Source organism: Shewanella electrodiphila (genome assembly GCF_023283985.1).
GTDB lineage: Bacteria > Pseudomonadota > Gammaproteobacteria > Enterobacterales > Shewanellaceae > Shewanella > Shewanella electrodiphila.
The window spans coordinates 76,832-101,690 of sequence record NZ_JAKIKU010000010.1; the positions used below are offsets into that span (position 1 = coordinate 76,832).

Consider the following 24,859-nt stretch of genomic DNA (forward strand, 5'->3'; position numbering starts at 1 on the left):
TAAACAGATAGTTGAAACTGATAGTTAAGACTGATAGTTAAGACTGATAATTAAACCTGATAGTTGTGGCTGACAGTTAACGTGTTTCTAACAGTTTCATGGCTAAGATGATTTCAATTCATTACTGACATATTCTTTTGCAATTCAATAACCTTTTCCGCCTCAAACCCAGTGCATTTTCACAACAGATTTGACACACTGTGAGGTTAAATATTGGGTTTAGAACAAAATAAAAAACAAAGTAAGAATCAATAACAACAAGGATGCCCCATGAAAGCACTTTCTCTGGTTTGTGCCAGTATCGCTTTGGCGTTTTCAGGCTTTAGCCATAGCGCAGACATTGACAGAAATAACATTCAACAAATTGGCCCAGTCGCCACTATCACTTCACAAACCTTATCTGCTGGCAGCCATAGTGATGCGTTAAGCGCAAACCTTGCCGCAGCGCTGGCACAAGATAATGACGACATCCGCATATTTGGCCAAGACTACCCATGGCAATCAGCAACTGCGGCAGCTGACAAAGGCTGGTTAGGTTATAAAGTGCAGCTGAGTGTGGATCGCTTTACCCAAGGAACCTTAACGGTCAATGGCCTAAATGCACCGAAAATTTTTCTCAACGGCACTTTATTTAACGCCGCGAATGAAGCAAAACTTAAATTACCCAGTGGCGATCATCAAGTCCTTATCCTTGCCGATGGCAACGATACTGAAACCGATTTCAGTCTAGACTGGCAAGGTGAAACCGATATTGATGCGCCAAGCTTTAGCCAAACTAAAACCCAACGGGTCTCGGCTGAGAAGTTATTTGACTCTGAAGTCATTACTAGCCTTAATTTATCGCCAAACGGTAAATATTTACTGCAAACCAAAAGTCATTATCCAGCCAACAATGACAACAAACCCGTTGCAGTGACAGAGTTAATAGACACTTCAGATAAAGAAGTGATTTATCGCTGGCAAGACAGCGCACCAGCAAGTGCAGCCTGGTCAAACAACAGCAAGCAGCTAGCATATGTTGCTGATAATCAAATTCAATTGCTGACAGTTTCAGACATCAGTATTGATATCGCAGCAACTGATATGGAAAACGTCTCTAACCTGCATTGGTATGGCGACAATGTATTATTCAGCTGGCAAAAACCATTCAAAGCAGACGAAAAAGCCACTAACAAGCGCTTTAAAGCATTAGAAGATAGATGGAGTTACTGGCGTAATAACAGCCAGATTTATTTATTGGACAAAGATTCAGGTTTTATCCGCCAACTGACTGATGGCGAGCTCAGTAGTAACCTAGTCGATAGCCACATCGACAACAACACCCTACTACTCACCCGTAACCCAGTGGATTACAAACAACCTGCCCACGGCCTGACTCAGCTAGTTGAGCTTAATCTTGCTGACTTAACTGAAACCCAGATTGGCGAGTACCGCACCTTTAATTCTGCCACTTATACCGATGATGGTATGTACATCATGGCAGGGCCAGACTTTATGAATGGCTTAGGCGTTCAGGACCCCAAAGTGGTAGTTAATAACTATGACGGTCAGCTTTACTGGCGTGATGCTAACGGTAAGGTCATTGCACTGAGTAAAGACTTTGACCCAGCCATTGGCGGCGCGGCAAAACTCAGTAATGATGACTTAGTATTACGTGTTGGTGAAGGCGATCGTGGCCAGCTGTATCTGTTTGATTTAAGCAAAAAACGCTTCAGTAAAATTAGCGCTGGCATGGACATGGTTAACCGCTACAGTGTGGCAAGTGACTTATCAAAACCAGTAATCGCTTATGCTGGCACCTCAGCAACAGTGCCGCAAAAAGCCTACTTTATGAAGTCAGGTAAAAAATCGCTACTGTTTGATAGCAAAGCTGCCAGTTATGCCGATACACGCTTAGGTAAAATTGAAGATTTCGATTTCACCAACAAGCATGGACACAACATCGACGGCCGTGTGTATTTACCCGTCGATTTTGACGCCAACAAACAATACCCAGCCTTAGTGTATTACTACGGTGGCACCTCACCTGTAACCCGTAACTTCACAGGTCGCTGGCCATTTAACCTCTGGGCTGCAAAAGGTTACGTGGTATATGTACTCCAACCAAACGGCGCAACCGGTTACGGTCAAGCATTCAGTGGTCGTCATGTTAACGCCTGGGGTGATTACAGTGCTGACGATATTATCGAAGGTACGCAAGCTTTCTTGAAAGAGCACACCTTTGTTGACCCTAGACGTGTAGGTAACATGGGCGCCTCTTACGGCGGCTTTATGACCATGTATTTAGCCACTAAAACTGACATTTTTGCTGCTTCTATGGCACACGCAGGGATCAGTAACTTATCGGCTTATTGGGGCCATGGTTGGTGGGGTTACGGCTACTCAGGCGTAGCTAGTAAAGGCAGCTTCCCGTGGAATAATCGCGATTTATACGTCGACCACAGCCCGCTGTATCATGCAGATAAAATCAATACACCGATGTTACTGCTTCACGGCAATGCCGATACTAACGTACCAGTAGGCGAAAGCCATTATATGTACACGGCCCTCAAGATGCTGGATAAGCCAGTTGAACTGATTGAGTTCAATGGGCAAGATCATCACATTAATGGCCGCCAAGCACGCTTTGACTGGTGGGATGCCACATTGGCATGGTTCGATTTACATCTAAAAGATGAACCACAATGGTGGAACACGCTTTACCCTGAAACAAAAGAGTAATAAGCCCTATTATTCATCAACGATAATCATCAAAATCCCTGCTCGATTAAGTGGGGATTTTTTATCTCTGCCTCTTCCTCAAACAGCCGTTTGATGCAAATAACCCACTTAACCATCTCGTTAACTGAATAACCTCCCAATCGATTACGGACTTTAATCACCATAATAATTGGTGATTACGTCTCTTTTTCACAATAGAAAAACACGGCATTATCACTCCATCAAACAGACATTGGAGCTAGATTATGAAAGCCATCGGATACCAACAAAATTTACCCATTACTGATGTTAACGCATTACAAGACATTGAACTGCCAACACCAGTTGTGAGTGGCCGAGATATTTTAGTTGAAGTAAAAGCCGTGTCTGTTAACCCAGCAGATTATAAAATTCGCCAAGATATGCCAGCAGAAAAAGACCAATGGAAAGTATTAGGCTGGGATGCCGCTGGTATTGTAAAAGCGGTTGGCGATGAAGTGAGTTTATTTAACGTAGGCGATAAAGTGTGGTACGCCGGCGACATAACTCGTACAGGTAGCAATGCGCAATTTCAGTTAGTTGATGAACGCATTGTAGGCAAAATGCCAAATAGCCTTTCTTATGCTGAAGCTGCTGCACTTCCTCTTACGACTATTACTGCATGGGAATTACTATTTGATCGGCTAGATATTGACCGATTAGATGTTGAACGCTTACAAGGCCAGCGCCAGCAAGAAAATAGTTCAGATAGTTCTGCACAAGAGCAGCCTGCTAAAAAACGCATTCTAGTGATTGGTGCAGCTGGAGGCGTAGGCTCAGTAATGGTGCAATTAATTAAGCAGATAACTAATCTTGAGCTCATTGCAACGGCGTCACGACCTGAAACCGTTTCATGGTTAGAAGATTTAGGCGCTGATCATATTATCAACCATCGTAATCCATTAAGTGAAGAATTTGCCGTGCAATCGTTGGCTGAAGTTGACTATGTGGTGAGTTTAAATAATACCGAGCAACATTTAATCGAAATAGAAAAAGTCATTAAACCTCAAGGCAAGTTCGCCTTAATTGATGACCCTGATACGCTCAATATCATGCCATTTAAAATGAAGTCGGTATCAGTACACTGGGAAATGATGTTTACTCGCTCTTTATTTAAAACTGAAGATATGCAAGCGCAACATGAGTTACTTAATGCTGTTTCTACTTTGATCGATGATAGCGTCATCAAAACTACGGTTGGCAATCATTTCGGCACTATAAATGCCACAAATTTGCGTCAGGCTCATCAATTACTTGAGAGCCAAAAAGCCAAAGGAAAAATCGTTTTAGAAGGCTTTTAGCTTCTCGCATAAGGCGGCGCATAAGTCTTGGGATCAGTTATCGAACAAGTCATCGAATTTGACCATGACACAATCGCCTATTAAGTACTATTTAATCCACACCGCATTGGGCTTAATCAATGCGGCATCAAGGAACTGACGATGTTAAATCAAATTGTAAAATTTACGGTAAAGCCAGAATACCAAGCAGAATTTAAAGCAGCTTTAATGACAAATAAGCAAGGCGCCGCGAATGAAGCTGGCAATGTTGAAATGAAAATGTTTGTTGATAATAGCAATCCAAATGTATTTTTTGCCTATGAACGCTGGGCAGATAAGGCAGCCCTTGAACATCACATGACACTACCGCACACAGCTGCAATGATGGCTTTATTTGAATTGGCACTAGAGCAACCTGTAGAAGTGTTTCATTTAGGCGAAACCAACCCATTGCCTATAGCAATTAAGCCTGCTGATCCTGAAGATGAAGTATTTATTATCTTTTTCATTTTCAAAATCAATCCACAAATGCGCCAGCAATTATTGGCTCAATTTGAAGAGCATATTAAACACTCTCGTACTGAACAAGGTAACTTGTTGTTTGATTTGTACACCGTCAAAGGTGACGACAGCACGTTAGCTGTGTATGAGCATTGGCGCAAGGAATCGGACGTATGGGACATTCACTTTCAGCAGCCTTATGCCAAAATCACTGGCGCCTTGATGGAACAAGCTGTGGTAGGTGATATGCAGCAATATATGAATTTTGTCACTGAAATATAAATTTATTCAGTTCAAATGGATGAGAGTAGCTAAACTCTCATCGAATATTGGGCTGCAAAGCAGCCCAATTTGCCTCACTTATACATATTTTTATAGCCAGGCATATGATCAAGCCAAAATGGCGGAGTCCCAATATGTTCTTGTACCGCTTTGATAAATTCACTGACTAATAAGGTTTGTTTACGGTGTGGGTAAACGGCATAAATGCCAGTATCTACAGTCGATAAGCCGTGATTGGTCAATAACGGTACTAACTGAGATTGGGTGATTGGCTCATCCAAATTAAACAAATCAATTAAGCTATAACCTAAACCTGATTTCACTGCTTCAATCAATGTGCGCACATCGCTGACTTTGTAATTGCCACGCATTTTATACATCTTGTATTGCTCGCCATGAGGCGCTTCCGTCAGGCACATCTGATCTAAACTGACATTACCATTGCTGTAAATGACAGCTGGTAACTGAATTAACTCCTCAGGAGTTTGCGGCATTCCGTGTTGCTCGATAAATGATTCTGATGCCACTATCGCAAAATGGGTTTTAGCAATTTTTTTGGCGATTAAATTTGATTCAGCCAACTTGCCCACTCTAAATGCCACATCAAAGTGATCAGAAATAATATCGGTCCGCTTATCATCAAGTGACAGCGTGACTTTGACATTGGGATACAAGGTCATGAACTTGGCAATCACAGGTTGTAAGTACTGCTGGCCGAAATAAATGGCTGATGAAATACGAATAATGCCTTTGGGTTCTGACTGATAGGAGTCAGCAATATTTTGAATTTGGGTTAAGGTTTCCATCAAATTCTGAGTTTGTTCTAAAATCTCTTCCCCTGCAGAAGTCAGCGAAAAAGAACGTGTAGAACGGTTGAGCAGTTGCACCCCAAGCTCAGTTTCAAGCTTTTTAATCTGCTTCGACAGTAGCGAATTATCCATATCATGCAAGGTGGCAGCTTTTGTAAAAGAACCTTGCTGAACCACATCAAGAAAAAGGGCTAATTGCTTAGTAAGAGACATAATCGACGCGAATTCCAGTTTCCAATTAATCCACTCATCATGACTGATTAAACCTCATTTGATAACCACTATTTATTCAATACAAGAAAGTTAAATGAGAATAATATTTATTTACCAAGCAAATTTTGCTATTTTATAGCCAAGTCATTTAAGAGGTAGACAAGCTGTGAGTTCAAAAAGCGCACTCAAAAAACTCAAGAAAAAGTCAAAGAAATTGACCAGTAAGTCATTAAAGCAACTTAATGCGCTGACCGCTAACTCCAGCAAAGTGACTTATATACAACCACAACTAAAAAAAGAATTAGGTCAACTTTCTGAACAAGTTGTTGGCAATGTGGTTTCTGAACTCATACAGCCTTTAAATCCATTGCTGTCATGGTTTAGAAAAGAAGGGGTTAGAGACGGAGGGTTTAGCGAGGGAGGAATTCAAGCAAAACAACCTCAATCAGCCCCGACTAATCGAGTTAACACTCCAACCAATTCCCCCGCCAATGAAGCCTCACGAAGTGCTGCGGGTGCAGTACAAATTCAACCACGCTCAATAGCCCAAGTTCCGTTAAAATCACCGCCATGTAAACGCTGCCCAGCTTTAGCGGGTGGAAATTGCAAATGTGCGATGAAGAAATTTAATATTAGCCTGTAAACTCAATATATAAGGCCGGCTCAAGAGAATTGATTTGAGTCGCTATTGTTTAACAGATTGGGTTTGGTGACGTTGAAGCTTGAGTTATGTTCATTTAATTTTGATGATGTAGGCCATTTATGGGCATGACCTAATCTGAGGGTATGCTCTGCAAAAAGATTCGGTTACACACTCATAATCACACGACTAATAGAAGGGCCTACCAAGCGCGACAATGCAATACTCGCCATGCCTTTGACTAATGTTTTAGTTCCCGCAACCACGGCATTTTCGACAAATGATGAACGACTGCTTTCTTCTAACCAACCATGACTTTCAAGAATTTCTAATAAATTTTCACAATCTAACTCATTATCATCAAATGTGATTGCCACAGAGCCCGCATGATACTGGTGTTTAATATGTTTTACCGCATCAATTTGATTTAGCTGTTCAATGAGTTCAGCGACCTGCGCTCTATTGTTACGAATATATTCAGATCTTACTCTCAATCTTTGCTTAGTTTTGTGAACATATATACTCATAACACACCTCATTAAGTGATAATCATTATCATTACAGTGATATTATCATTGACTGCAATTGTACGTAAAGCATTCAAAATAATTATTTTATAATTAGTGATTAACTCAGCTTGCCGACCTTATGCACCAAACCAAATCTGGCGATTGATACAATCTTTACATTAGGCTCTCAAAGCTTATCAGGCTTCAAGATCCATCAATAATTACTGTCAATTCAATTAGCTGTTTAGAAACCATTATTTAAAGAAAGCATTTTTAATCGTCATCAAGGTCAAAAACAGCTGACGACATCAAGAAACTGTACCAAACGTGATCTTGGACAAAAAAGTGCAGGATCTAGCTTCGTATAATGCTCAAATGGACAAATATCTAAATAAAGTTATCAAAATGAGACGCTGGGTCATGATAGCTCATCATATCCCCGGCAGAATTCGTCTTAAATACAAGATTGGGATCATGTCACAACTGATGCAATTCAACCTGCAAAATGTTGACGATGTGATTGCCCAAGTACCCGCTTTTCTCAGCTATAAGATTAATGAATCCACGGGCAGCATTGTCATCGAGTACGATGCCAGCCTTGTAAGATCTGAACTGGTTAATGACCTGTTTGATGGTACTGATGAACAAGCTGAGCAAGCGTATTTCGCCCTCGCGCAGTACTTAAATGACGAAGGAATTAAAACATGAGCCATCACTACACATCTCAAGGCTACACTGCGCAATATGCACAACAAGGCGCTACTGAAACCATGAACAATCAAGCTCAACAACAGCCTCAAACCAACGAGCAAACGGTTAATGAGCAGCAAGCAGCCAATGGACAGCCGCCATATGGGCAACAGCCTCAGTGGGGACAAGTTCCACCGCATATGAACCAATATCCGCCGCAAATGCCACCGGGTTATTACCACCCTGCTTATGCTCATCCACATCAAGACATGCATCAATCACATATGCATCAACCGCACATGCACCCAGGGTTTTATCCACCACAGAATCACCCACACTATTATCCACAACCGAACCATCCACAACCGAACCATCAACAGCATGCACCGCATCATCCAGCTTGGGGACACCCACAAATGATGCATCCTGCATATTATCCGCACCCTCACATGCCACCACAATCACCACCGGAAGCAAGTGCTGACGAAAATGATCCATTTATGGAACAAGCACAAGCCATGCTTGAACAAGCATTAGGTGAAGATGCAGGCATGTTTAAAGACATATTAGGAAGCTTAGGTATGAACGATAAAGAATTTTGGAAAGGCGCAATGATTGGCGCTGCAGCAGCACTTTTACTAAGTAATGATAAAGTCCGTGGCAAAATGATGGATGTGGTTTCAGGCGCGGGTGACATGCTAAAAAGCGGTGGCGGAAAAGTCAAAGAAACCGCTTCTCAAACAGCCAGCAATGTTAAAGAAAATGTCTCTAATAGCAGTGAAATTTTTAAAGATACATACAGTGCTGGCAAAGAAGGCTTTCAGGCATCTGTAGAGCGTCATTATCAAGCACCAGCTGAAGAAAAAGCAGAATATGAACAACCTGTTGAAGACACACCAGCTGAAGAATCTCCTGTTGCAGCAGTATCTGTATCAACTGATGAAATGAAACCAGCATGAGTAATGCATACAGCCAATTAAGCCCTGCTAACCGAGCGATGTTAGTCGGCGCAATGGTCGGCGGCGGCGCATCCGTTGCGACTCAGTGGAAGTCTTACAAACAAGGTGAGGTTAATGCTGAAAGACTGGTTTCTAAAGCCACTAAATCAGCAATACAAGCCGCTGCGATTAGTGGTGTCACAACTTATGCTGCTGGCAAAATGGCTGGCCGTCCAATGCTATCGTTAATGACCATATTAGCGGCTGGCGCGGCAAGTCTTTATCTTGTTGACCAATTTTCAGGAAAAAAACGCAATGAATAATTATCCTCCATACGGCTATGGTTATGGCTACGGCCCTAATGGTCAGCCGCAACAACCACAGCAAGCACCAACTGAAAACGCTGCACCTTATAAAGCGCAAAACACTAAGACTCATTTTATGATGGGATTAGCGGCTGGCGCAGCCGTTGCCTATTTAATCAGTAATAAAAAAGTGCAGCAAAGTGTCGCTTCAACCGGTGAAAAGGCATGGTCTTCAGTACGTGGAGAAGTCGAAGAATTGAAAGAGCGCTTAGAAGACACTCAAGCGGAATTAGATTATTACCGTAACCTCAATAAAGGTGAATAATGATCTCTGTGAGAATTAAGCATCACATTCCGGGTCGTATTCGCTTTAAGTTACCCCGCTCTACGAAGCTGAATGACATTGGTGAGTGGATTAAAAGTAGCTTGATTGCGATTCAAGGCATCAGCGAAGTCAGGGTCAATGAAGCAGCGAAATCGATTGTTATCGACTACGATGTTGCGCTTCTTGAACCACAAATCATTGAAGCCAGATTATCGCAGCTCGACCTAAGCCAAGCTGAGCCTGAAGAAGCAGAGCATCAATTCACTCGTGGTGATATCGCCATGAATGTAATTGGAACTTTATCGGCGGCATTGCTACCGAATAAGTGGGGCGCAATATCGACTGCAACCTTAATTGCACCCACGCTTGTTGAAGGCTTATCTGAGCTAAAGCAAAAGCGCATTTCAGTTGAAGTCCTAGATGCCATTGCTGTCGGGCTGTCAGCATATCGTGGTGATTATCGCACTGCCATGATGACCCAAACACTGATCAGTGTTGGCGAGTACATGGAACAAGAAACCTGTCGTAAAAGCGATAAATTACTCGCCGACTTGATGATCCCGCAAGATTCTATCGTGTGGCAGATTTTGCCTGACGATAGCCGCAGTCAAGTAAACTCAAGTCAATTGGCAGTAAATGACATTATCGAACTGGTACCTGGCGATCCTGTGCCTATTGATGGTGTTGTGATTGGTGGCGCAGCATTAATCAATCAAGCCGCACTCACTGGTGAAAGTGTTCCTATTCGCCGCGAGCTTGATGCTGTGGTGTATTCAGGTTCTAGTGTTCACGAAGGTACGATTAAAGTTAGAGTTGAAAAAGTTGGCAGCGAGGCTACAACTGCCAAAATTGCCCAGCTTATTTATGACTCCCTCAGCGAAAAAAGTGAAATTCAGCAAGTCACGCAAGATATGGCTAATCGCCGAGTTAAAATTACCTTAGGCATCGGTGCTGCGGTCTTTGCATTAACCCAAGACATTAACCGCGTTGCCTCGGTATTCTTAGTTGATTACTCGTGTGCGCTTAAACTCAGCACCCCAGTTACCTTTAAGTCGATAATGTACCGCGCCGCTCAGCAAGGTATCTTATTAAAAGGTGGCAGTGCGATTGAAAAACTCGCCAAAGTGGATGTATGTGTATTTGATAAAACTGGCACCCTTACCCATGGCGATATGGAGGTAACCGATGTGGTACCTTTCAATTGTCAGGGCGATCATTGTGCCCGCGATTTATTGGCCATTGCCGCCTCAGTTGAAGAGCACAGTAACCACCCGCTTTCTCAAGCGGTTGTCAATGCAGCCAAGCATCATCAATTGCCCCATATCGATCACGGTGAAGTCGAATATGTCATTGCTCATGGACTTAAAAGTACCGTCAATGAACACTGCCTTGTAATGGGTAGCCGTCACTTCTTAGAGTCCCACGAAGCCGTCGACTTTAGCGCCTATGAAGATGAGATCCGTCAGTACGAAGCCAAAGGACGTCACTTAATCTTTATCTCTCATCAAGGCGAATTGATGGGAATGATAGGGTTAAGAGATCATTTACGCGATGATGTACATAAAACACTTGAAGATCTAAAGCAGCTTGGTATTAGCCAATTAATGATGATCTCTGGCGACAGTGTCTATAAAGCAAATATGCTGGGTGACGATCTTAAACTCGATAAAGTGTTTGCCGAAGCAACGCCTGAAACTAAATCAAGCATTATCGAGTCCTTGCAGCAGCAAGGGCACAAAGTGATGTTTGTGGGTGACGGCGTTAATGATGCACCCGCTTTAACTAAGGCCAATGTCGGCGTGGCAATGTGTAAAGGCACTGAGCTCGCCAGACAAGCGGCTGATGTCGTGCTGCTTCAAGACAACTTATATGGCGTAGCTGAAACCTATCAGTTAGCTCAAGTGGCAATGAAGATGATCAATAGCAACATCAAAGTGGCCGAATACGTCAACAGTGGCATTATGCTCGCAGCCGCATTAGGTTGGTTAAACCCGACCATGAGTGCCTTGCTGCATAATGGCACCACACTGGGTATTTTGGCGCGTTCTGTAGCGATTAAAAATGCTTAGCTAATCCTTTATTAGCCCAGGTTTACAAAACAAAGCCAGTTCTATTGAACTGGCTTTTTCATCTTCTGTGTGCAACAAATATTAGAATTGATACGTAACAGTCGCACCCACGTTACGTGGGTCGATGATGGCAGCATAGCCCGTAGGGTAACGACCTGATGCTGGTTCAAAAGTGGTAATCCCTTGTTCATCAAATAAGTTATTCACATAAGCACTAATGCGCCAAACATCATTTTGATAATCAACATTTAAACGACTGACCACATAATCACCTGCTACACGGTCTTCAGTATTATCAATATCGCCAAAATATTCACTGACATAGTTACCCGATAAACCAAAGGTAAACTCATCGGTTAACCAGTATTTTAATCCAAGGTTGGCAGTAAAATTAGGCGCTGAATTGAGCTCATTACCTTCGATATCCCCATAGTCAGCATCTGCTTTTTTAATGTCACTTTCAAGCCAACCTAAACCTGAAACTAGCTGTAAATCATCAGTGAGCATACTAGTTAACTCGCCTTCAAATCCATAGGTCACGGTTTGTTCTACGTTGGTGATACGACGTAAGCTATTTGAAGCTTGGTAACCATCATAGTCATTATAAAATATGTTGGCATTTAGGTTGATTTTGCCATCATTAAAGCTGCTACGTGACGTTAACTCATAGGTGTATACCGACTCTTCATCGTAGTAATAATATTCTTGTGCATTAAAGTCTAACGCTCCGCCACCTGAGTTATAGCCTCGACGAACACTGGCACCAAATGTTGTGGTATCAGAATATAAATGCTGCAGTACAAGTTTAGGTAAGAAGACAGACTCGCTGTTATCTAAGGTTTCAATAATCGGTAAATAAGTGAAGTTACGGGTTTGCTCTTCACGCATAAATCGACCACCAGCAGTAAGGCGCCATTTTTCAATAAATTCGTAGGTGACTTCACCGTAAACAGAGCTCGATGTTGTCGAGTCATCACCAAAGTATGGATAACTGCCTTGGCTTTCAAAATCTTGAGTGCGATTAAAATATGCCAAACCGATAAAACCATTTAGGCTTGGGTCATTCAAACCAAAAGTGTATTTACCGTCAACGGTCCAGCTATCATCTGCCATGTCCACCGTTTGCTCAGCTGCAGGGGTGGCCTCGTAAGTGTTGAAACCCCATTCATAATCCATGTATGCAACCACGAGTTCAACAGACTGGCTATCATCAATTTTATAGTCGAAATTCACAGCATGAGTGTTGGACTTTGTCGTGACATAACGATTAAATATTTGCTCATAATTCCAAGGGTCATCAGCGGTGAAGTATTTACGGCCCGAGTTACCTTTTTCTTCATTGTACGAGAAGCTGTACTTAGCCGAGAAACCATCTAATGCGCTAGGTTGCCACAATAACTTGCCACGCCAGCGGTTAGTTATCAGCTCGCTTTGATCAAAATGGCTAGGATTAGTTTCGTGTTCAACCTGATTGGTATAAGTATCACCATCGACCCTTTGCCCTGTCACACGAAACGCAAGTTCATCATCTAAGATTGGCCCAGATAACATAACAGCAGTGTCGATGAATTGATCTTGGTCTCGATAACCAAGCCTAGCAGCCCCTTCCCAATCAAATGTGGGATCTTCTGTTTTAACAAAAACCGTTCCACCAATACTGTTTCGACCATTGATGGTTGACTGCGGGCCACGGAAAACTTCGATTTGTTGAATATCCCACAATCCCGTATCACCGCTTAAGTCGGCAACAAATGGTTCTGCTATCCCATCGACAAGTGTTGATACTCTTGCACGAGCACCACCTGAAAACGAATTAAAACCTGTTGCACTGCCATTGCCACTTACACCACGAATGTCAGGTACTGCACCTGTTAACACTACGATATTGGGAACTTCAGCAAGTGCGCTTGAGATAGATTGATATTGACCACTGTCAATCACGTCTTTACCAATAACCGAAATTGAGGAAGTACTGTCCTTAAGACTACGTTCTATTTTCTCACCATATACGGTGATCACTTCAATCGAGTCGCTTTTATCGCTATCTAATACGTTATTTGCAAAAGCAAATAACGGGGTGGCTAACAGTGCGCTGGTGAGCAGGCGAAACTTGAATCTGCGAGCGTTCATATACTGCATTTCCTTGCATAATAAATAATATGAGTGAATTTCAATCGCTAAATAATTTACTCCTAAGTGTGACGATACGCAATTGCGAATCATTACCATTTACATTACTATTATCACAGTTTTTTAATAATTATTAACTTCGAGGTCGTTATGTTTCAAATCTCGGCATGTTTATTAACATTAATAGGTGTGGTGCTGATTTATGTCACGACCAGACACCAACGCTTGTTAAGTACCTCTCACCCCAAAATTATTGCGATGCTAGGTGGATGCTTACTGCTATTTGCCTTGCTTAGCTGGATGCAACTATTAACGACCACTGCGGCAATATTTGTATGGATTTTTACCTTTATCACCATGATGATTTCAATTCCATTTTCCACACTCATTCGCTTTCGTAGGGGTAAATAATGGCTCGTTTATTGCTCCAAGATAAAATCCAACCTCACTGGTGGTGCAAAACCTTTATTGGCATTTTTATGGGCTTATTACTGAGTTATGGCCTAATTGCTTTGTTTGCTTGGTTCGGCCCTGATGGTTTAGAAACTGGCATGAAAGTGCAATTTAATATGTGGATGATCAGTGCTATTTGGTTGCCAATTTTGACATTAATCTATCTGTTCAAAACAGCGCGCAGTGCTTTTATCTACCTGCTGTTTGCCAATGTCTGTGTTTATTTTTTATTTGTTAGTTTGTGGTGGTTGCAATGAAAATTCGCTCTGATGTACTAAGAACCTATCAATCTGTTCATACTTGGACAGGGATCACTACCTCGTTGTTATTGTTCATTGCATTTTTTGCCGGCGCTTTAACCATGTTTAAACCGCAAATTGAACAATGGGCAACACCTACTAGCTTGACGGCGACGCCTGTTAGCGAGCAAAAAATTGATCGTTTAATTGGTCAAGCCATCCGTGAACAGGACAAAGCACGTGAAGGCTTTAATGTTGATTTTGTTGAAGACGGTGCGGCATTATCCTGGTTTGCCCATGGTGGCGGCCGAGGATTAAGGCTGGATGATCGGTTAGCTTTTGCTCGCCTGGATAAAAATGAACAAATGATCGTACAGCAAGCACCAAGCAACGAGCTGGGTAATTTAATCGATCAACTCCATCGCACGGCTGGCATTATGGGTAAAGTGGGCCATGAAGATCTGGGAGTATTAATCCTAGGTGTCGCGGCTGCATTATATTTTCTGGCACTGATTTCTGGGGTAATTATTCTCTTACCCACTATAGTTAAACACTTATTTGCACTGCGCCAACATAAAGGAGCGAATCGGTTTTGGTTAGACAGTCACAACCTTGTGGGTGTTGTCAGCTTACCGTTTCACTTATTAATTGCCTGGACTGCCGTAGTCTTTGCATTTCACGACCCTATGTATGGCGGTCTTAGTCTCGTTTATGGAGATAAACCATTATTTGAACCAAGAGATCGCGGCAGTATCACCTATGACCTAGAACAATTGCCTAGCATGGCCGAGTACCAAAGGCAGTTACAAGCCCTGGCACCTGACTACCGCATTGATAAATTTGAATTTACCCAGCTCAATACACCTAACCCAAGCTTAGCCGCCTACCTTAGTGCCGACGACCGTATGCAACGCGGCGGTTACCATGACATTATCTATCTACATCCTTTTACGTTAGAGGTCGGTTATTCGACAGTCACTTCATCAGAACAAGATGTCTTTGCCCCTGTAGTAAACAGCTTTTTTTCTCTGCACTTTGGTAACTATGCCGCCAATTATGGTCGCTGGATGTATTTTATAATGGGCTTATTAGGCGCATTCTTATTTTATAGCGGTAATTTACTCTGGTTAGAAAAGCGTCGTGAAAAACATGGCGAGCAACGTAAAGCGACTAAGGTAATGGCAGCGCTCACTGTGGGAGTCTGTGCAGGATCAATGCTAGGCATTGCGGTCGCAATGTTAGCGTCAAAATGGCTTTACTTATTAAATGTGCAATTAAACCAAGGTTACCTGTGGAGTTACTACACCGTCTTTGCTTTAACTATTGGTTACAGCTTTTATCGCGGCGCTGCTCATAGTGCTATTCACCTATTATATGCACTCACTGCAGTGTGTTTAGCGATTCCAGCAACAACGCTGTTAGCGCTAATCATTCCAAGTATGCCAAGTTGGTCATCGGCAGAGACAAGCAACCTTATGGTAGAAGTCATGGCTATTGTGTTTGCGTTTGCCTTTTTATGTGCAGCCAATAAAGCTAAAGCTCGGGCATATTTTGGAGATAGGAATTCTATTTGGGCAATTAATATGGCAAGCGACAAAGCCCTTGAACCAGCGACCATCCCACAGCAATCTTAATCAAAAAAAGGATAGCGACATTATCATTCGCTATCCTTTTGGTTACTCGATTGAATATCTAATATCTAATATCTAATATCTAATATCTACCTAGTGGGAGCCTCAATCAAAGCCTACTCAGGCTGCACTAAACTCGAACTAGGCGAATACTGACGTAAGCTAGCACTGATATAAATTAGCACTGTCATAGGCTAAACCTGAGATTTCCGACCTTTAAGCAGCAGTAAAATAAAGTAAATGCCACCAACTATCGACACGATAGTGCCCGCAGCAATTTGCGATGGATAGACTAAGTTTTGCCCTAGCCAATCAGAAAACACCATCAAACTCGCGCCTAGTATTGCCGCCGTGGGCAATTGCATTTCCACTTTTTTCGCGCCCAAAATCACCGCCATGTGCGGCGCTAACAATCCAATGAAAGAAACCGGTCCCATGGTTGCCGTAACCGCAGCACACAATAAAGCCACACAACACAGCAATAACACAAACGCCCGCGGCACATTTAAACCACGCGCTTTAGCAAACTCACGCCCTGTTGAAATCAGCGTCAGCCAACGACATGTGACTAATGCAAAGCCAATTAAACCAATCACAATCGCGGCTAGCATTACTGCCGATGACGGCGTGACTCGGTAGGTTGAGCCCGCAAGCCAACTTAAAATAATGTAGGAGGTTTCATCCCCCTTAGCTAAGGCAAACTGCACGATGGCTTCAATCAATGCAGTCAGCGCAATACCAATTAAAATCAGCATTGAAGGCGCGTACTGGTGACGTTTACCCAGTACAAGCAATACCCCTAGCACCGACATACTGCCTAAAAAGGCAATCACAGGTGCGGTGCTAAAGATGTTTAACCCAATAAAAATCGCCCCGCCAACCAATGCCAGCGTTGCCCCCGCAGAAATACCTAAAATATCTGGGCTGGCAAGCGGGTTATAGATCAAACGCTGTAATAACACCCCTGCTACCGCAAGCCCTGCACCAGCAGCAGCTGATGTTATCAATCTTGGCCATTGAATTTGCCAGCCAAAGGCATCAGGGATTGCCCATATCCAGCTGACTTCTTGTCCGTTTGTCACGCCTTGACCATGAGTGACTTGATTAAACAAGGTAGTAAATACTCCAAGGGCCACCAAGACAAACAATAAGCCCAATAACTTAGGTTGGCTCATTGCATAATGACTTTTCGGCATTGAAAATGACAATTGATCTTGCGCCGATAGCTTACGGCGGGTGAACCAAATTAATGCTGGCGCACCAATCAAGGCTGCGGCGGTACCAGAAGGAACCAGATCAAATGTGAGTACACTTAACCCCACTGCTAAAGCGTCGGTAATCACTAAGATAACGCAGCCTAACAACATGCTATAAAACAGTTCATCTTTAGGGGTTCTTGCCCCAAGTTGACGGGCAATATTAGGCGCCAACAAGCCAATAAAACTAATGACGCCCACAGTGGTAATGCTAGCAGCGACTAACCATAAGCCAATGGCAAATAAACCGAGAATCGCCGGAATAATGTTTAATCCACGAGCTGAAGCACTCGCTTGGCCCATGCGCAATAAAGCCAGTACTCTTGGCGCAAATAAGAAAATCAATATTGCAGCTGACAACTTAGGGAGCAACCATTGCACTTGCTGCCAGCCATTTTGTGCTAAATCGCCCGCGCCCCATATGAATAGGTTTTTAGCATATTGATCATTCAGCAAAATGATCGCTGTTGCTATTGCGCCCAATAGAATATTAACTGCCATACCCGCTAGTACCACAGGTAAGCCTGCAAGGTTACGCACACCTGCAATCAATATCACTAAGCCAAGGGTCAGCATGGCGCCAATTAACGCCGCTACAGAGGCATAATCGCCCACCAGCGTTGGAAACCACACATTCATAATCACTAACGCAAGCCAGGCGCCAGAGGCGGTACCTAAGGTCATCGGTGACACCAGCGGGTTTTGGGTCAATTGCTGCATTAAACTGCCCACTAACCCCAGCATCGCGCCGACCATAATCGCCATGACAATACGAGGTAGTTGAGACTCTACAAACATGATGGCATCAAAATTATCTGCCAATGCTTGTCTGTCAGCAAAATGCATCAATAAACTGAGCTGCTTGGAAACTTGAATTTGGGTATCAATTTGAGCCGACATCAGCACGGCGAGGACCAAGCCAATAAAGGTTAATGCATATCGATTAATTAAAGGCTGACTCATTAAAGCTCTCCTTCAATCGCTGATTTATCAGAGCTCATTAACTCTGCGTCGATGGCCATTGGCGCTGTATTAACTGAATTGGGGGCAATGGCTAATAAGCTTTTAGTCAGGGCTTGTGCCATATATTCAATTGAAATTGCCCCTCCGTAGTTCCATGCTGGGGCAATACTGTTCATCTTGTTATGACGCACAAATGGCATGGCATTCCACATCACGCTCTGGCTAAGTTCAGTTTCTTGGGCAAATGGCTCAAAATACAACGCGACACCATCACCAATATAACGCAGTGATTTTAAACGCTGCTGTTTAAGGCCCCATTGAGTGGCTTCAACTTTTAATGCGGGTTCAATGCCTAATAATTTAAGTGCGTATTGCGCTGTCGAGTTATCACCGTATAAATATACCGAAGTCATACTGGCAAAACGAAACGTACTCACTTTTGGCAAAGTGCCGTTATAGGCACTCAGCAATTGCTGTTTTTGCTCGGCTATCACCGCATGCATTTGAGCAATTCTCGTTTGCGCCTCAGGCTCTTTGCCTAATAGCTTGGCGATGCTCAAAAAGTTATCTAATGCAGCTTGAGCATTATCATGGTGTTCACTGTAGGTTTGAAAAAATAACACTGGCGCGATTTGTTCAAGTCGTGGCAATAAATCTAATTGTGGTGAAGCGATAATAATCACATCAGGTTTCAGCGCAGCCAAACGTTGAAAGTTCGGTTCAACGCGAGTGCCCACATCCATCACCTCATCAGGCACAGCAGGATTCATTACCCACTCTTTGTACCCAGCGACATCAGGCATTGCGATGGGCGTTACGCCTAATTCAAGTACTTGCTCAGCAACATCCCAATTCAGCGCGGCAACTCGAGTGGGAATGCTGGCAAACTGCTGAATACCATTGCTATCTTTAATTTCAATCATTGAGTTAGTACTACGGAGCTGATCCGTAAAGCCTTTATGTGGCATCATCAGCACAGCGGTTAAGCACAATAAAACCACGACTCTTAGCATACAATCGCCACCTTATGCGGCTTGCTTGGGTGATCGACTAATGTCACTGGTGTCGCGTATAAATCACTGAGTAAGGTTTCATCTAACAAAATATCGGTATCACCTTGAAAAGCGATTTTGCCTTTCTTTAGTGAAATAATTTGGGTAGCAAAGCGCAGTGCAAGGTTCAAGTCATGCAAAATCACAATCACGCCAACCCCTGTCTCTTTATTAAGACGGCTGAGTAATTCCATTAACTGGTACTGATGCTGAATATCAAGCGCAGAGGTGGGTTCATCTAGAATCATCAATTTGGCTTGCTGCGCCAGTAACATCGCCACCCAAGTACGTTGACGCTCACCACCTGATAACTGATCCGCTAAAGTATCTTTAAATTCAGAAACGCCGGTTTCTGCCATTGCTTGCTCAATAATCGCTTGGTCTTCATCGCGCCAGCGCCCTAAAGTACCGCGCCAAGGGAAACGCCCTAAACGCACTAATTCAGCCACGTTGAGCCCTGCCACCTCTGGCAGTTTTTGTGGCAAATATGCCACAGTACGAGCTAAGTCTTTCGCGCTGTATTTACTTAACGTTTTATCTGCCAAGGTGATTTCACCTTGCTCAGGCTGAAATTGATTGGCAAGTAAGTTAACCAGTGTCGACTTACCCGAGCCATTATGCCCAAGGACCACAGTCAGTGCATGGGGGTCAATATTGAGTTGCTCGATATCAAGAATGGTACGTTGATCGCGGATAACTTTGACGTCGTTCAGTTGGTACATTAAACACTCTTCTGTTTTAGCTTGGGACAATTAGCGCATTTCTGGCCAGTGACGGTTTTATACACCGAGCAGCAACTTGAACGAGTAAATACTAATTGGTTGGTTATAGGTGATAGCTGAATTTTCTTAAGATGTTCGTCTGGCAATGACAACGCATTTAACCATAATGCCGCCTGCTGACGGATAAAATAGGCTGAAAACTCAGGGTTAGTCTGTTGCAACAAGAGTAGACGATTCAATAAGGCATCTGCAATTAAATGCTCTACAAATCGAGGCCGACAACGGACTGATTGATCTAACTCTTGGCGAAAATGCTCAAAGATAATCAGTAATTGCTGACCTGCTGCGCTCACTAACTGATGATACTCGCCCGTGCTGCAGTCAGTGCACGAAAAGCAAAACCCTGCCACTACACCGTCTTGATGACGTTGGGACATGTTGCATAAATCAGGTAGGGCTTGGCAATGATAAATCGCTGTAATAGCAACATATAGCGGCTGCCAAGTCAGCAAATCCCAGCTGCGAGTCAGCCAATAAGCTTGGCCCGCTTCAGGCGATTGCTGCCTAATACTTTGATGCAGAGTACTAATGTTTTGTAAGTTCGATTGCTGAGATGAAATCAGTGATGAATCGGGAGCGTCAGAAACTAAAATCTCCCCTTTAAGGTAAGGAGAGATTTGTTCGCATTGCTGATAAATATCGTTAAAAACAGATAAACTCATTGCATCGCCACTTATTACATTGGTCAGTTAGCATTCATTACTAATAGCTTTTATTACTAATAGCTTTCATAAATAAGTAAAACCATAAAACGAGGCTTTCGCCCCGTATTTATGGCTATCGTAAACGCAATTAGAAGTTATATTTGAAGTTTAATTCAACGTTACGTTCTGCGCCGTACCAACAATTCACTGAGTCATAACAGGTGTAGTACTCTTCGTTGAATAGGTTATTAGCAACTAAATTAACGCTAGCACCTAATAAACTGCTGCTGAACTCGCCAAGATCATAACCTACTGATAAATCCACTAAGGTGTATGATTCAACTTGGTCAGTGTTCATCGCGTCCATTTGCATTTCGCCCACATAACGCACACCACCGCCAATACGCATACCCGCTAGCGCACCATCATCAATGTGGTAGTTAGTCCACAATGATGCTGCATGTTTCGGTACATAAATAGGTTGAGTACCTTGCAGACCGTTACCGCTGTCTTTGGTAATTTCCATATCGATATAGGTGTAATTAACCGCGACATCGACATTGTCATTAACAAACCACTGGCCTTCGAATTCAGCGCCGCGAGATTCAATCTCACCGATTTGCAGTTTATCGCCCCAAGGATCATCAGGGTTCGCCATTAAGGCATCACTTTTCACAATGTTAAAGAATGACAAGGCCGCTGTTTTGCTTTGATCTGCTGAGCCATACTTCAAACCGAACTCAAACTGCTCGCCCATTTCAGGTTTGTAAGTTGAACCATCGGTTTTAGTCCCCGCAACTGGCTCAAAACTGGTGGCATAGCTAACAAATGGCGAAATCCCACTTTCAAACTCATACATTGCGCCAACGCGGTATGAAAACTCTTGATGATCAGCTGCTGAGTTTGTATCAGCATAATCATCTGAATATTCACTCGATGAGCTGTAGTCATCGTAGCGGCCACCCAAAATCATGATTAGATTGTCGTAGCGCATTTGGTTTTGGAAATACAAACCCGTTTGCTCAACTTTAACGTCATCCGTCGCATCATAAGTCGAAGTTAATTCGGACGGGTTGATCATGTCGTTATTCGGATTAAAGATGTTGAACGTACCAAACTGGCTGGTCATCCCATATTCTGAATAAGCCGAAACACCATCAAGTTTTTGGTAATCAAGACCGAACAACAAGTTATGCTCAACATCACCGGTATAAACTAAACCTGATAATTGGTTATCAATGGTGAAACCTGTTGAGCTTTCTTCAGTACTGTAAATGTTACGATCTAGGATGCCTGTTTCAGGATCAAATTTATCACCTAAATGGTAAGTATTCTTTTGCGTTAACGTCGCATCCATATAGCGGAAGTTCTGCAAAAACGACCAGTTATCGTTGAAATCATGATTGATTTTATAACCCGCTAATACAAACTCACGCTCAAACTCTGACCAGTTTTTGTCGCCAGCGAAAGTCGATGAGCTAGTGCTGCCGTTTGGATTGTCATAAATCATGCCTGATGACGGCAATGATGAGTTCATTCCCATTGATGGATCGTTCTGGTAGTACAGATTGAAGTTTACGTAGGTACTGTCCGACACGTTCCAATCAATCGAAGGTGCGAACACAAAACGTTCTTCTTCGGTATGATCAACTTGGCCATCTTTGCTGCGCGCTAAGGCAATCACGCGATAAGAAAAATCACTGTCACCAATTTGACCAGTGGTATCAATAGAGGCTTCGATTAAATTATCAGAACCTGCCGCCACATTCACTTCTGTGCTGCGTGCATCTTGTGGAGTCTTAGCAATCATGTTGACCATACCACCTGGTGGCATTGAACCATAAAGTACTGACGTTGGTCCTTTAAACACTTCAACTTGCTCAAGCGCTACAGGGTCAATTTGAGGCTGTAAGTTCCAACCCGTTAGTGACTGCAGTACTAAGCCGTCATAGTAGCTTTGGTTAACATCAAAACCACGAATATTAAAGGTGTCATACATGGTGACAGCACCACCTTTTTGCTCAGTGGTCACGCCTGGCACATATCGCAGAGCTTGGTTTAATGACTTAACACCGCGTTGCTCAAGTAATTCGCTGTCTATTACAGTGACGCCTTGAGGTGTTTCAAGCGGCGTTAGCGATGTTTTAGTCGCTGTATTTCGATAGGCTTGGCCAAGAACTGTAATGGTTTCAAACTTTGGGATTTCAATCGATAAGTCATTAATCTCTTCAGCTAACACTTGCTGGCTATAAACCATAGATGCGCTCATTGCTGCTGCAACCATGGATAATTTAAATGACTTACTACTGTTAGATGAGACCATACCGCCCTCTGCCTTTTTAACGTTCAATTCCATGTCAGTAAACATGAATACTAATGAGAATGATTATCAAGCGCGGATGATATAGTGTTTCAACTAGATACATTTAACAATTTGGTGCATGAAGGGAGGAATTTATAAAATAAATGTTATTTCGAGAGAAGTGTCACACTTACAAGATGCAAAGAGAGAGGCAATAGAAGTAAATTAAGTCACGCTTTTAATCGGCAGCCAATACTCCATATGGGAAGGTTCATCCGTGTTGATACTTAGGGCACCATAATGCTCTAAATCAAAACCATCAACGCCCTCAAAACCTGATTGAGGTAACCAGTCACAAATTAACCATTCAACTAGCTGACCAAAACCGCTTAGCAAGCCATGATAAGACACCACTGCATATTCTTGGCTTGGTATTGTTAAACAGGTTAATTGCTCCGACTCGACTAACGCCTGAATAGCCAAAGGCAACTCAATATCGACCGTAAGCGCAGCCCAGTAATGCAGGTCTTTAGGTAATCGGGTATCAACAACGCCAATCATTTGCGCCGTTAAAGCCCCTTCATCGTCAATCAGATTGAATAACGACGCCCATGTAATCGGCACTATGGTCGCAAAATTCGGCGCCTCAGCCAGTAAACCATTCACAGGAGTAGATACACCATAAACGGTAAAGCCCGGCCTATGTTCAATACGGGTTTGTAATGAGGTGCTATCAATAAAGTGCTCAGCACGTTGAGTTATTGCATTGCGCAAGCCGACTTTGGTACCACGTCTGCGATATTGGCTAGGGCTAAGCCCAAAAAGTTGCTTAAAAGAACGACTAAAACTCACCTCTGAGGTAAAGCCAAATTGATAGGCAATATCCAACATTCGATCATCAGTAGTCACTACTTTATCTGCAGCCAGACTTAACTTTAGTTCTCGGACATACTGCGCCACATTCAAGCCCGTTTGCTGCTGAAAAATACGTTGTAATTGCCAGCGAGAAAGCTGGCACACTTCAGCAAGCTCATCTAAGCCGAGCGTCTTATCACTATTGTGATGAATATAATCAAGCACGCGTTCTATTCGGCTATAAGGCGATTGGCCTTTCATAAAATCTATCCAAAATCTCAAATGATACAAATAATAGGGTGACACGATGAAATATCAGTAAGTCATTATTATGTATAGCAAGTTAACACTTAAACATAAAGCTCGAAGGCTATTTAGCACATGCCATGATGGTTATTTATCGTTCTGCCACTTCAATCTCACCAAAAAAATTATAACGATAAATCATAGAGATAAGCAGTCACAACCTTATTTTTGAACACTTGTTCAAAATATTACTTGAACGAACGTTCAAATTGGAGGTATAGTATTTCCATACCAAGCGATTAACCCCGGCACTTTTTTAAATGACATCCTGTTTTAGGGTTTTGTCCGCTTAAGCCCTATTAAATAAAAATTGGAGTAATACCATGAGCAAATTTACTATTCACAGTATCGAGACTGCACCACAAGCAAGTAAGGCCATGCTAGAAGGTTCTCAAAAAGCCTATGGTATGGTGCCAAATCTGCACGGTGTATTAGCTGAATCACCAGCAACATTTGAAGCTTATCAGTCGCTGCATAATCTCTTCACTCAGTCATCTTTTGATGCTGAAGAGTTAACGGTTGTATGGCAAACCATCAATGTTGAGCACGAGTGTACTTATTGCGTACCGGCTCACACTGGGATAGCTCACTCGATGAAGGTCGATGCTGCGTTAACTGAAGCATTAAGAAACCGCGGCGCAATGCCAACAGCTAAACTGCAAGCGCTGCATGACACCACATTATTAATGGTGCGCAACCGCGGCGTGTTATCTGACGCAGAAATGGAAGCCTTTTTTGCAGCAGGTTATGGCCAACAACAATTACTGGAAATTATTTTAGGCTTTTCGCAAAAAGTGATCAGTAACTATGTAAACCATGTGGCTAAAACCCCCGTTGATGAGCCATTCCAACAGTTTAACTGGCAAGCGACTAAGTAAATAACATACTAGAAAAGAGTGGTGCATTATCCACTCTTTAATGTTTTACTGCCCCCCCTCTTTCTATT

22 protein-coding genes are annotated in these 24,859 nt (G+C 42.9%); 13 read left to right on the plus strand and 9 right to left on the minus strand.

The features are described 5' to 3' along the window. Positions 1 to 270: 270 nt before the first annotated feature. The 3 genes from L2737_RS16785 to L2737_RS16795 all read left to right on the plus strand — a co-directional run bounded on the left by L2737_RS16785 (position 271) and on the right by L2737_RS16795 (position 4,802). Positions 271 to 2,721 (plus strand): alpha/beta hydrolase family protein, encoded by a 2,451-nt coding sequence (locus L2737_RS16785; RefSeq protein WP_248956484.1) that lies wholly within the window; start codon positions 271 to 273, stop codon positions 2,719 to 2,721. Between the two features lie 245 nt (positions 2,722 to 2,966). Next, positions 2,967 to 4,040, plus strand: coding sequence for a zinc-binding alcohol dehydrogenase family protein (locus L2737_RS16790; RefSeq protein ID WP_248956486.1), 1,074 nt, complete (start codon positions 2,967 to 2,969; stop codon positions 4,038 to 4,040). 141 nt (positions 4,041 to 4,181) lie between these two features. Beyond that, positions 4,182 to 4,802 carry a putative quinol monooxygenase gene (locus L2737_RS16795; RefSeq protein ID WP_248956491.1) on the plus strand — a complete coding sequence of 207 codons (621 nt, stop codon included), beginning with the start codon at positions 4,182 to 4,184 and terminating at the stop codon, positions 4,800 to 4,802. A gap of 74 nt (positions 4,803 to 4,876) precedes the next feature. Here L2737_RS16795 and L2737_RS16800 read toward each other — a convergent pair whose 3' ends face one another. Beyond that, positions 4,877 to 5,824 carry a LysR family transcriptional regulator gene (locus L2737_RS16800; RefSeq protein WP_248956493.1) on the minus strand — a complete coding sequence of 316 codons (948 nt, stop codon included), beginning with the start codon at positions 5,822 to 5,824 and terminating at the stop codon, positions 4,877 to 4,879. 166 nt (positions 5,825 to 5,990) lie between these two features. Between L2737_RS16800 and L2737_RS16805 the strand changes: the two genes are divergently transcribed. Continuing rightward, positions 5,991 to 6,467: a hypothetical protein gene (locus tag L2737_RS16805; RefSeq protein WP_248956494.1), complete on the plus strand. Its 477-nt coding sequence runs from the start codon at positions 5,991 to 5,993 to the stop codon at positions 6,465 to 6,467. Positions 6,468 to 6,631: 164 nt separating this feature from the next. Here L2737_RS16805 and L2737_RS16810 read toward each other — a convergent pair whose 3' ends face one another. After that, on the minus strand, positions 6,632 to 6,991 hold the full coding sequence (locus L2737_RS16810) for an HMA2 domain-containing protein (RefSeq protein WP_248956496.1): 360 nt from the start codon (positions 6,989 to 6,991) through the stop codon (positions 6,632 to 6,634). Between the two features lie 402 nt (positions 6,992 to 7,393). On the opposite strand from L2737_RS16810, the gene L2737_RS16815 reads away from it, so the two are divergent. From L2737_RS16815 to L2737_RS16835, 5 genes are read left to right on the plus strand one after another with little or no spacing between them, the layout of a single operon-like run. After that, on the plus strand, positions 7,394 to 7,681 hold the full coding sequence (locus L2737_RS16815; protein ID WP_248956497.1) for a hypothetical protein: 288 nt from the start codon (positions 7,394 to 7,396) through the stop codon (positions 7,679 to 7,681). Next, the gene (locus L2737_RS16820; protein WP_248956498.1) at positions 7,678 to 8,622 is read left to right on the plus strand and encodes a YtxH domain-containing protein; all 945 of its coding nucleotides are present in this window, start codon (positions 7,678 to 7,680) and stop codon (positions 8,620 to 8,622) included. Before L2737_RS16815 ends, L2737_RS16820 begins: the two co-directional genes overlap by 4 nt. Next, positions 8,619 to 8,924, plus strand: coding sequence for a magnetosome protein MamC family protein (locus L2737_RS16825; RefSeq protein WP_248956499.1), 306 nt, complete (start codon positions 8,619 to 8,621; stop codon positions 8,922 to 8,924). The genes L2737_RS16820 and L2737_RS16825 overlap by 4 nt, the downstream gene beginning before the upstream one ends. Then, positions 8,917 to 9,231, plus strand: coding sequence for a hypothetical protein (locus L2737_RS16830; RefSeq protein ID WP_248956500.1), 315 nt, complete (start codon positions 8,917 to 8,919; stop codon positions 9,229 to 9,231). The genes L2737_RS16825 and L2737_RS16830 overlap by 8 nt, the downstream gene beginning before the upstream one ends. Beyond that, entirely contained in the window at positions 9,231 to 11,300 is a 2,070-nt protein-coding gene (locus L2737_RS16835) for a heavy metal translocating P-type ATPase (protein WP_248956501.1), read from the plus strand. The genes L2737_RS16830 and L2737_RS16835 overlap by 1 nt, the downstream gene beginning before the upstream one ends. 81 nt (positions 11,301 to 11,381) lie before the next feature. Here the strand turns inward: L2737_RS16835 and L2737_RS16840 are convergent, their stop codons facing one another. Next, the gene (locus tag L2737_RS16840; protein WP_248956502.1) at positions 11,382 to 13,430 is read right to left on the minus strand and encodes a TonB-dependent receptor; all 2,049 of its coding nucleotides are present in this window, start codon (positions 13,428 to 13,430) and stop codon (positions 11,382 to 11,384) included. A gap of 150 nt (positions 13,431 to 13,580) precedes the next feature. Here L2737_RS16840 and L2737_RS16845 point away from each other — a divergent pair, with 150 nt between their 5' ends. The 3 genes from L2737_RS16845 to L2737_RS16855 are packed head-to-tail and all read left to right on the plus strand — an operon-like array spanning position 13,581 to position 15,756. Further along, positions 13,581 to 13,841 carry a hypothetical protein gene (locus L2737_RS16845; RefSeq protein ID WP_248956503.1) on the plus strand — a complete coding sequence of 87 codons (261 nt, stop codon included), beginning with the start codon at positions 13,581 to 13,583 and terminating at the stop codon, positions 13,839 to 13,841. Then, entirely contained in the window at positions 13,841 to 14,140 is a 300-nt protein-coding gene (locus tag L2737_RS16850; RefSeq protein ID WP_248956504.1) for a hypothetical protein, read from the plus strand. Before L2737_RS16845 ends, L2737_RS16850 begins: the two co-directional genes overlap by 1 nt. Then, entirely contained in the window at positions 14,137 to 15,756 is a 1,620-nt protein-coding gene (locus L2737_RS16855) for a PepSY-associated TM helix domain-containing protein (protein ID WP_248956505.1), read from the plus strand. The genes L2737_RS16850 and L2737_RS16855 overlap by 4 nt, the downstream gene beginning before the upstream one ends. A 191-nt stretch (positions 15,757 to 15,947) precedes the next feature. On the opposite strand, the gene fhuB is transcribed toward L2737_RS16855, so the two are convergent. From fhuB to L2737_RS16885, 6 genes are all read right to left on the minus strand, one after another. Next, positions 15,948 to 17,972: a Fe(3+)-hydroxamate ABC transporter permease FhuB gene (gene fhuB / locus L2737_RS16860; protein ID WP_248956506.1), complete on the minus strand. Its 2,025-nt coding sequence runs from the start codon at positions 17,970 to 17,972 to the stop codon at positions 15,948 to 15,950. After that, entirely contained in the window at positions 17,972 to 18,985 is a 1,014-nt protein-coding gene (locus L2737_RS16865) for an iron-siderophore ABC transporter substrate-binding protein (protein WP_248956507.1), read from the minus strand. The genes fhuB and L2737_RS16865 overlap by 1 nt, the downstream gene beginning before the upstream one ends. Further along, entirely contained in the window at positions 18,979 to 19,746 is a 768-nt protein-coding gene (locus L2737_RS16870) for an ABC transporter ATP-binding protein (RefSeq protein ID WP_248956508.1), read from the minus strand. The genes L2737_RS16865 and L2737_RS16870 overlap by 7 nt, the downstream gene beginning before the upstream one ends. Continuing rightward, positions 19,746 to 20,468, minus strand: a complete 723-nt coding sequence (locus L2737_RS16875) for a siderophore ferric iron reductase (RefSeq protein ID WP_248956509.1) — start codon at positions 20,466 to 20,468, stop codon at positions 19,746 to 19,748. The genes L2737_RS16870 and L2737_RS16875 overlap by 1 nt, the downstream gene beginning before the upstream one ends. A gap of 130 nt (positions 20,469 to 20,598) precedes the next feature. Then, positions 20,599 to 22,806 carry a TonB-dependent siderophore receptor gene (locus L2737_RS16880; protein ID WP_248956510.1) on the minus strand — a complete coding sequence of 736 codons (2,208 nt, stop codon included), beginning with the start codon at positions 22,804 to 22,806 and terminating at the stop codon, positions 20,599 to 20,601. 171 nt (positions 22,807 to 22,977) lie between these two features. Beyond that, the gene (locus L2737_RS16885; protein ID WP_229370866.1) at positions 22,978 to 23,868 is read right to left on the minus strand and encodes an AraC family transcriptional regulator; all 891 of its coding nucleotides are present in this window, start codon (positions 23,866 to 23,868) and stop codon (positions 22,978 to 22,980) included. Between the two features lie 368 nt (positions 23,869 to 24,236). On the opposite strand from L2737_RS16885, the gene L2737_RS16890 reads away from it, so the two are divergent. Then, positions 24,237 to 24,791 (plus strand): carboxymuconolactone decarboxylase family protein, encoded by a 555-nt coding sequence (locus tag L2737_RS16890; protein ID WP_248956511.1) that lies wholly within the window; start codon positions 24,237 to 24,239, stop codon positions 24,789 to 24,791. The last annotated feature ends 68 nt before the right edge of the window (positions 24,792 to 24,859 follow it).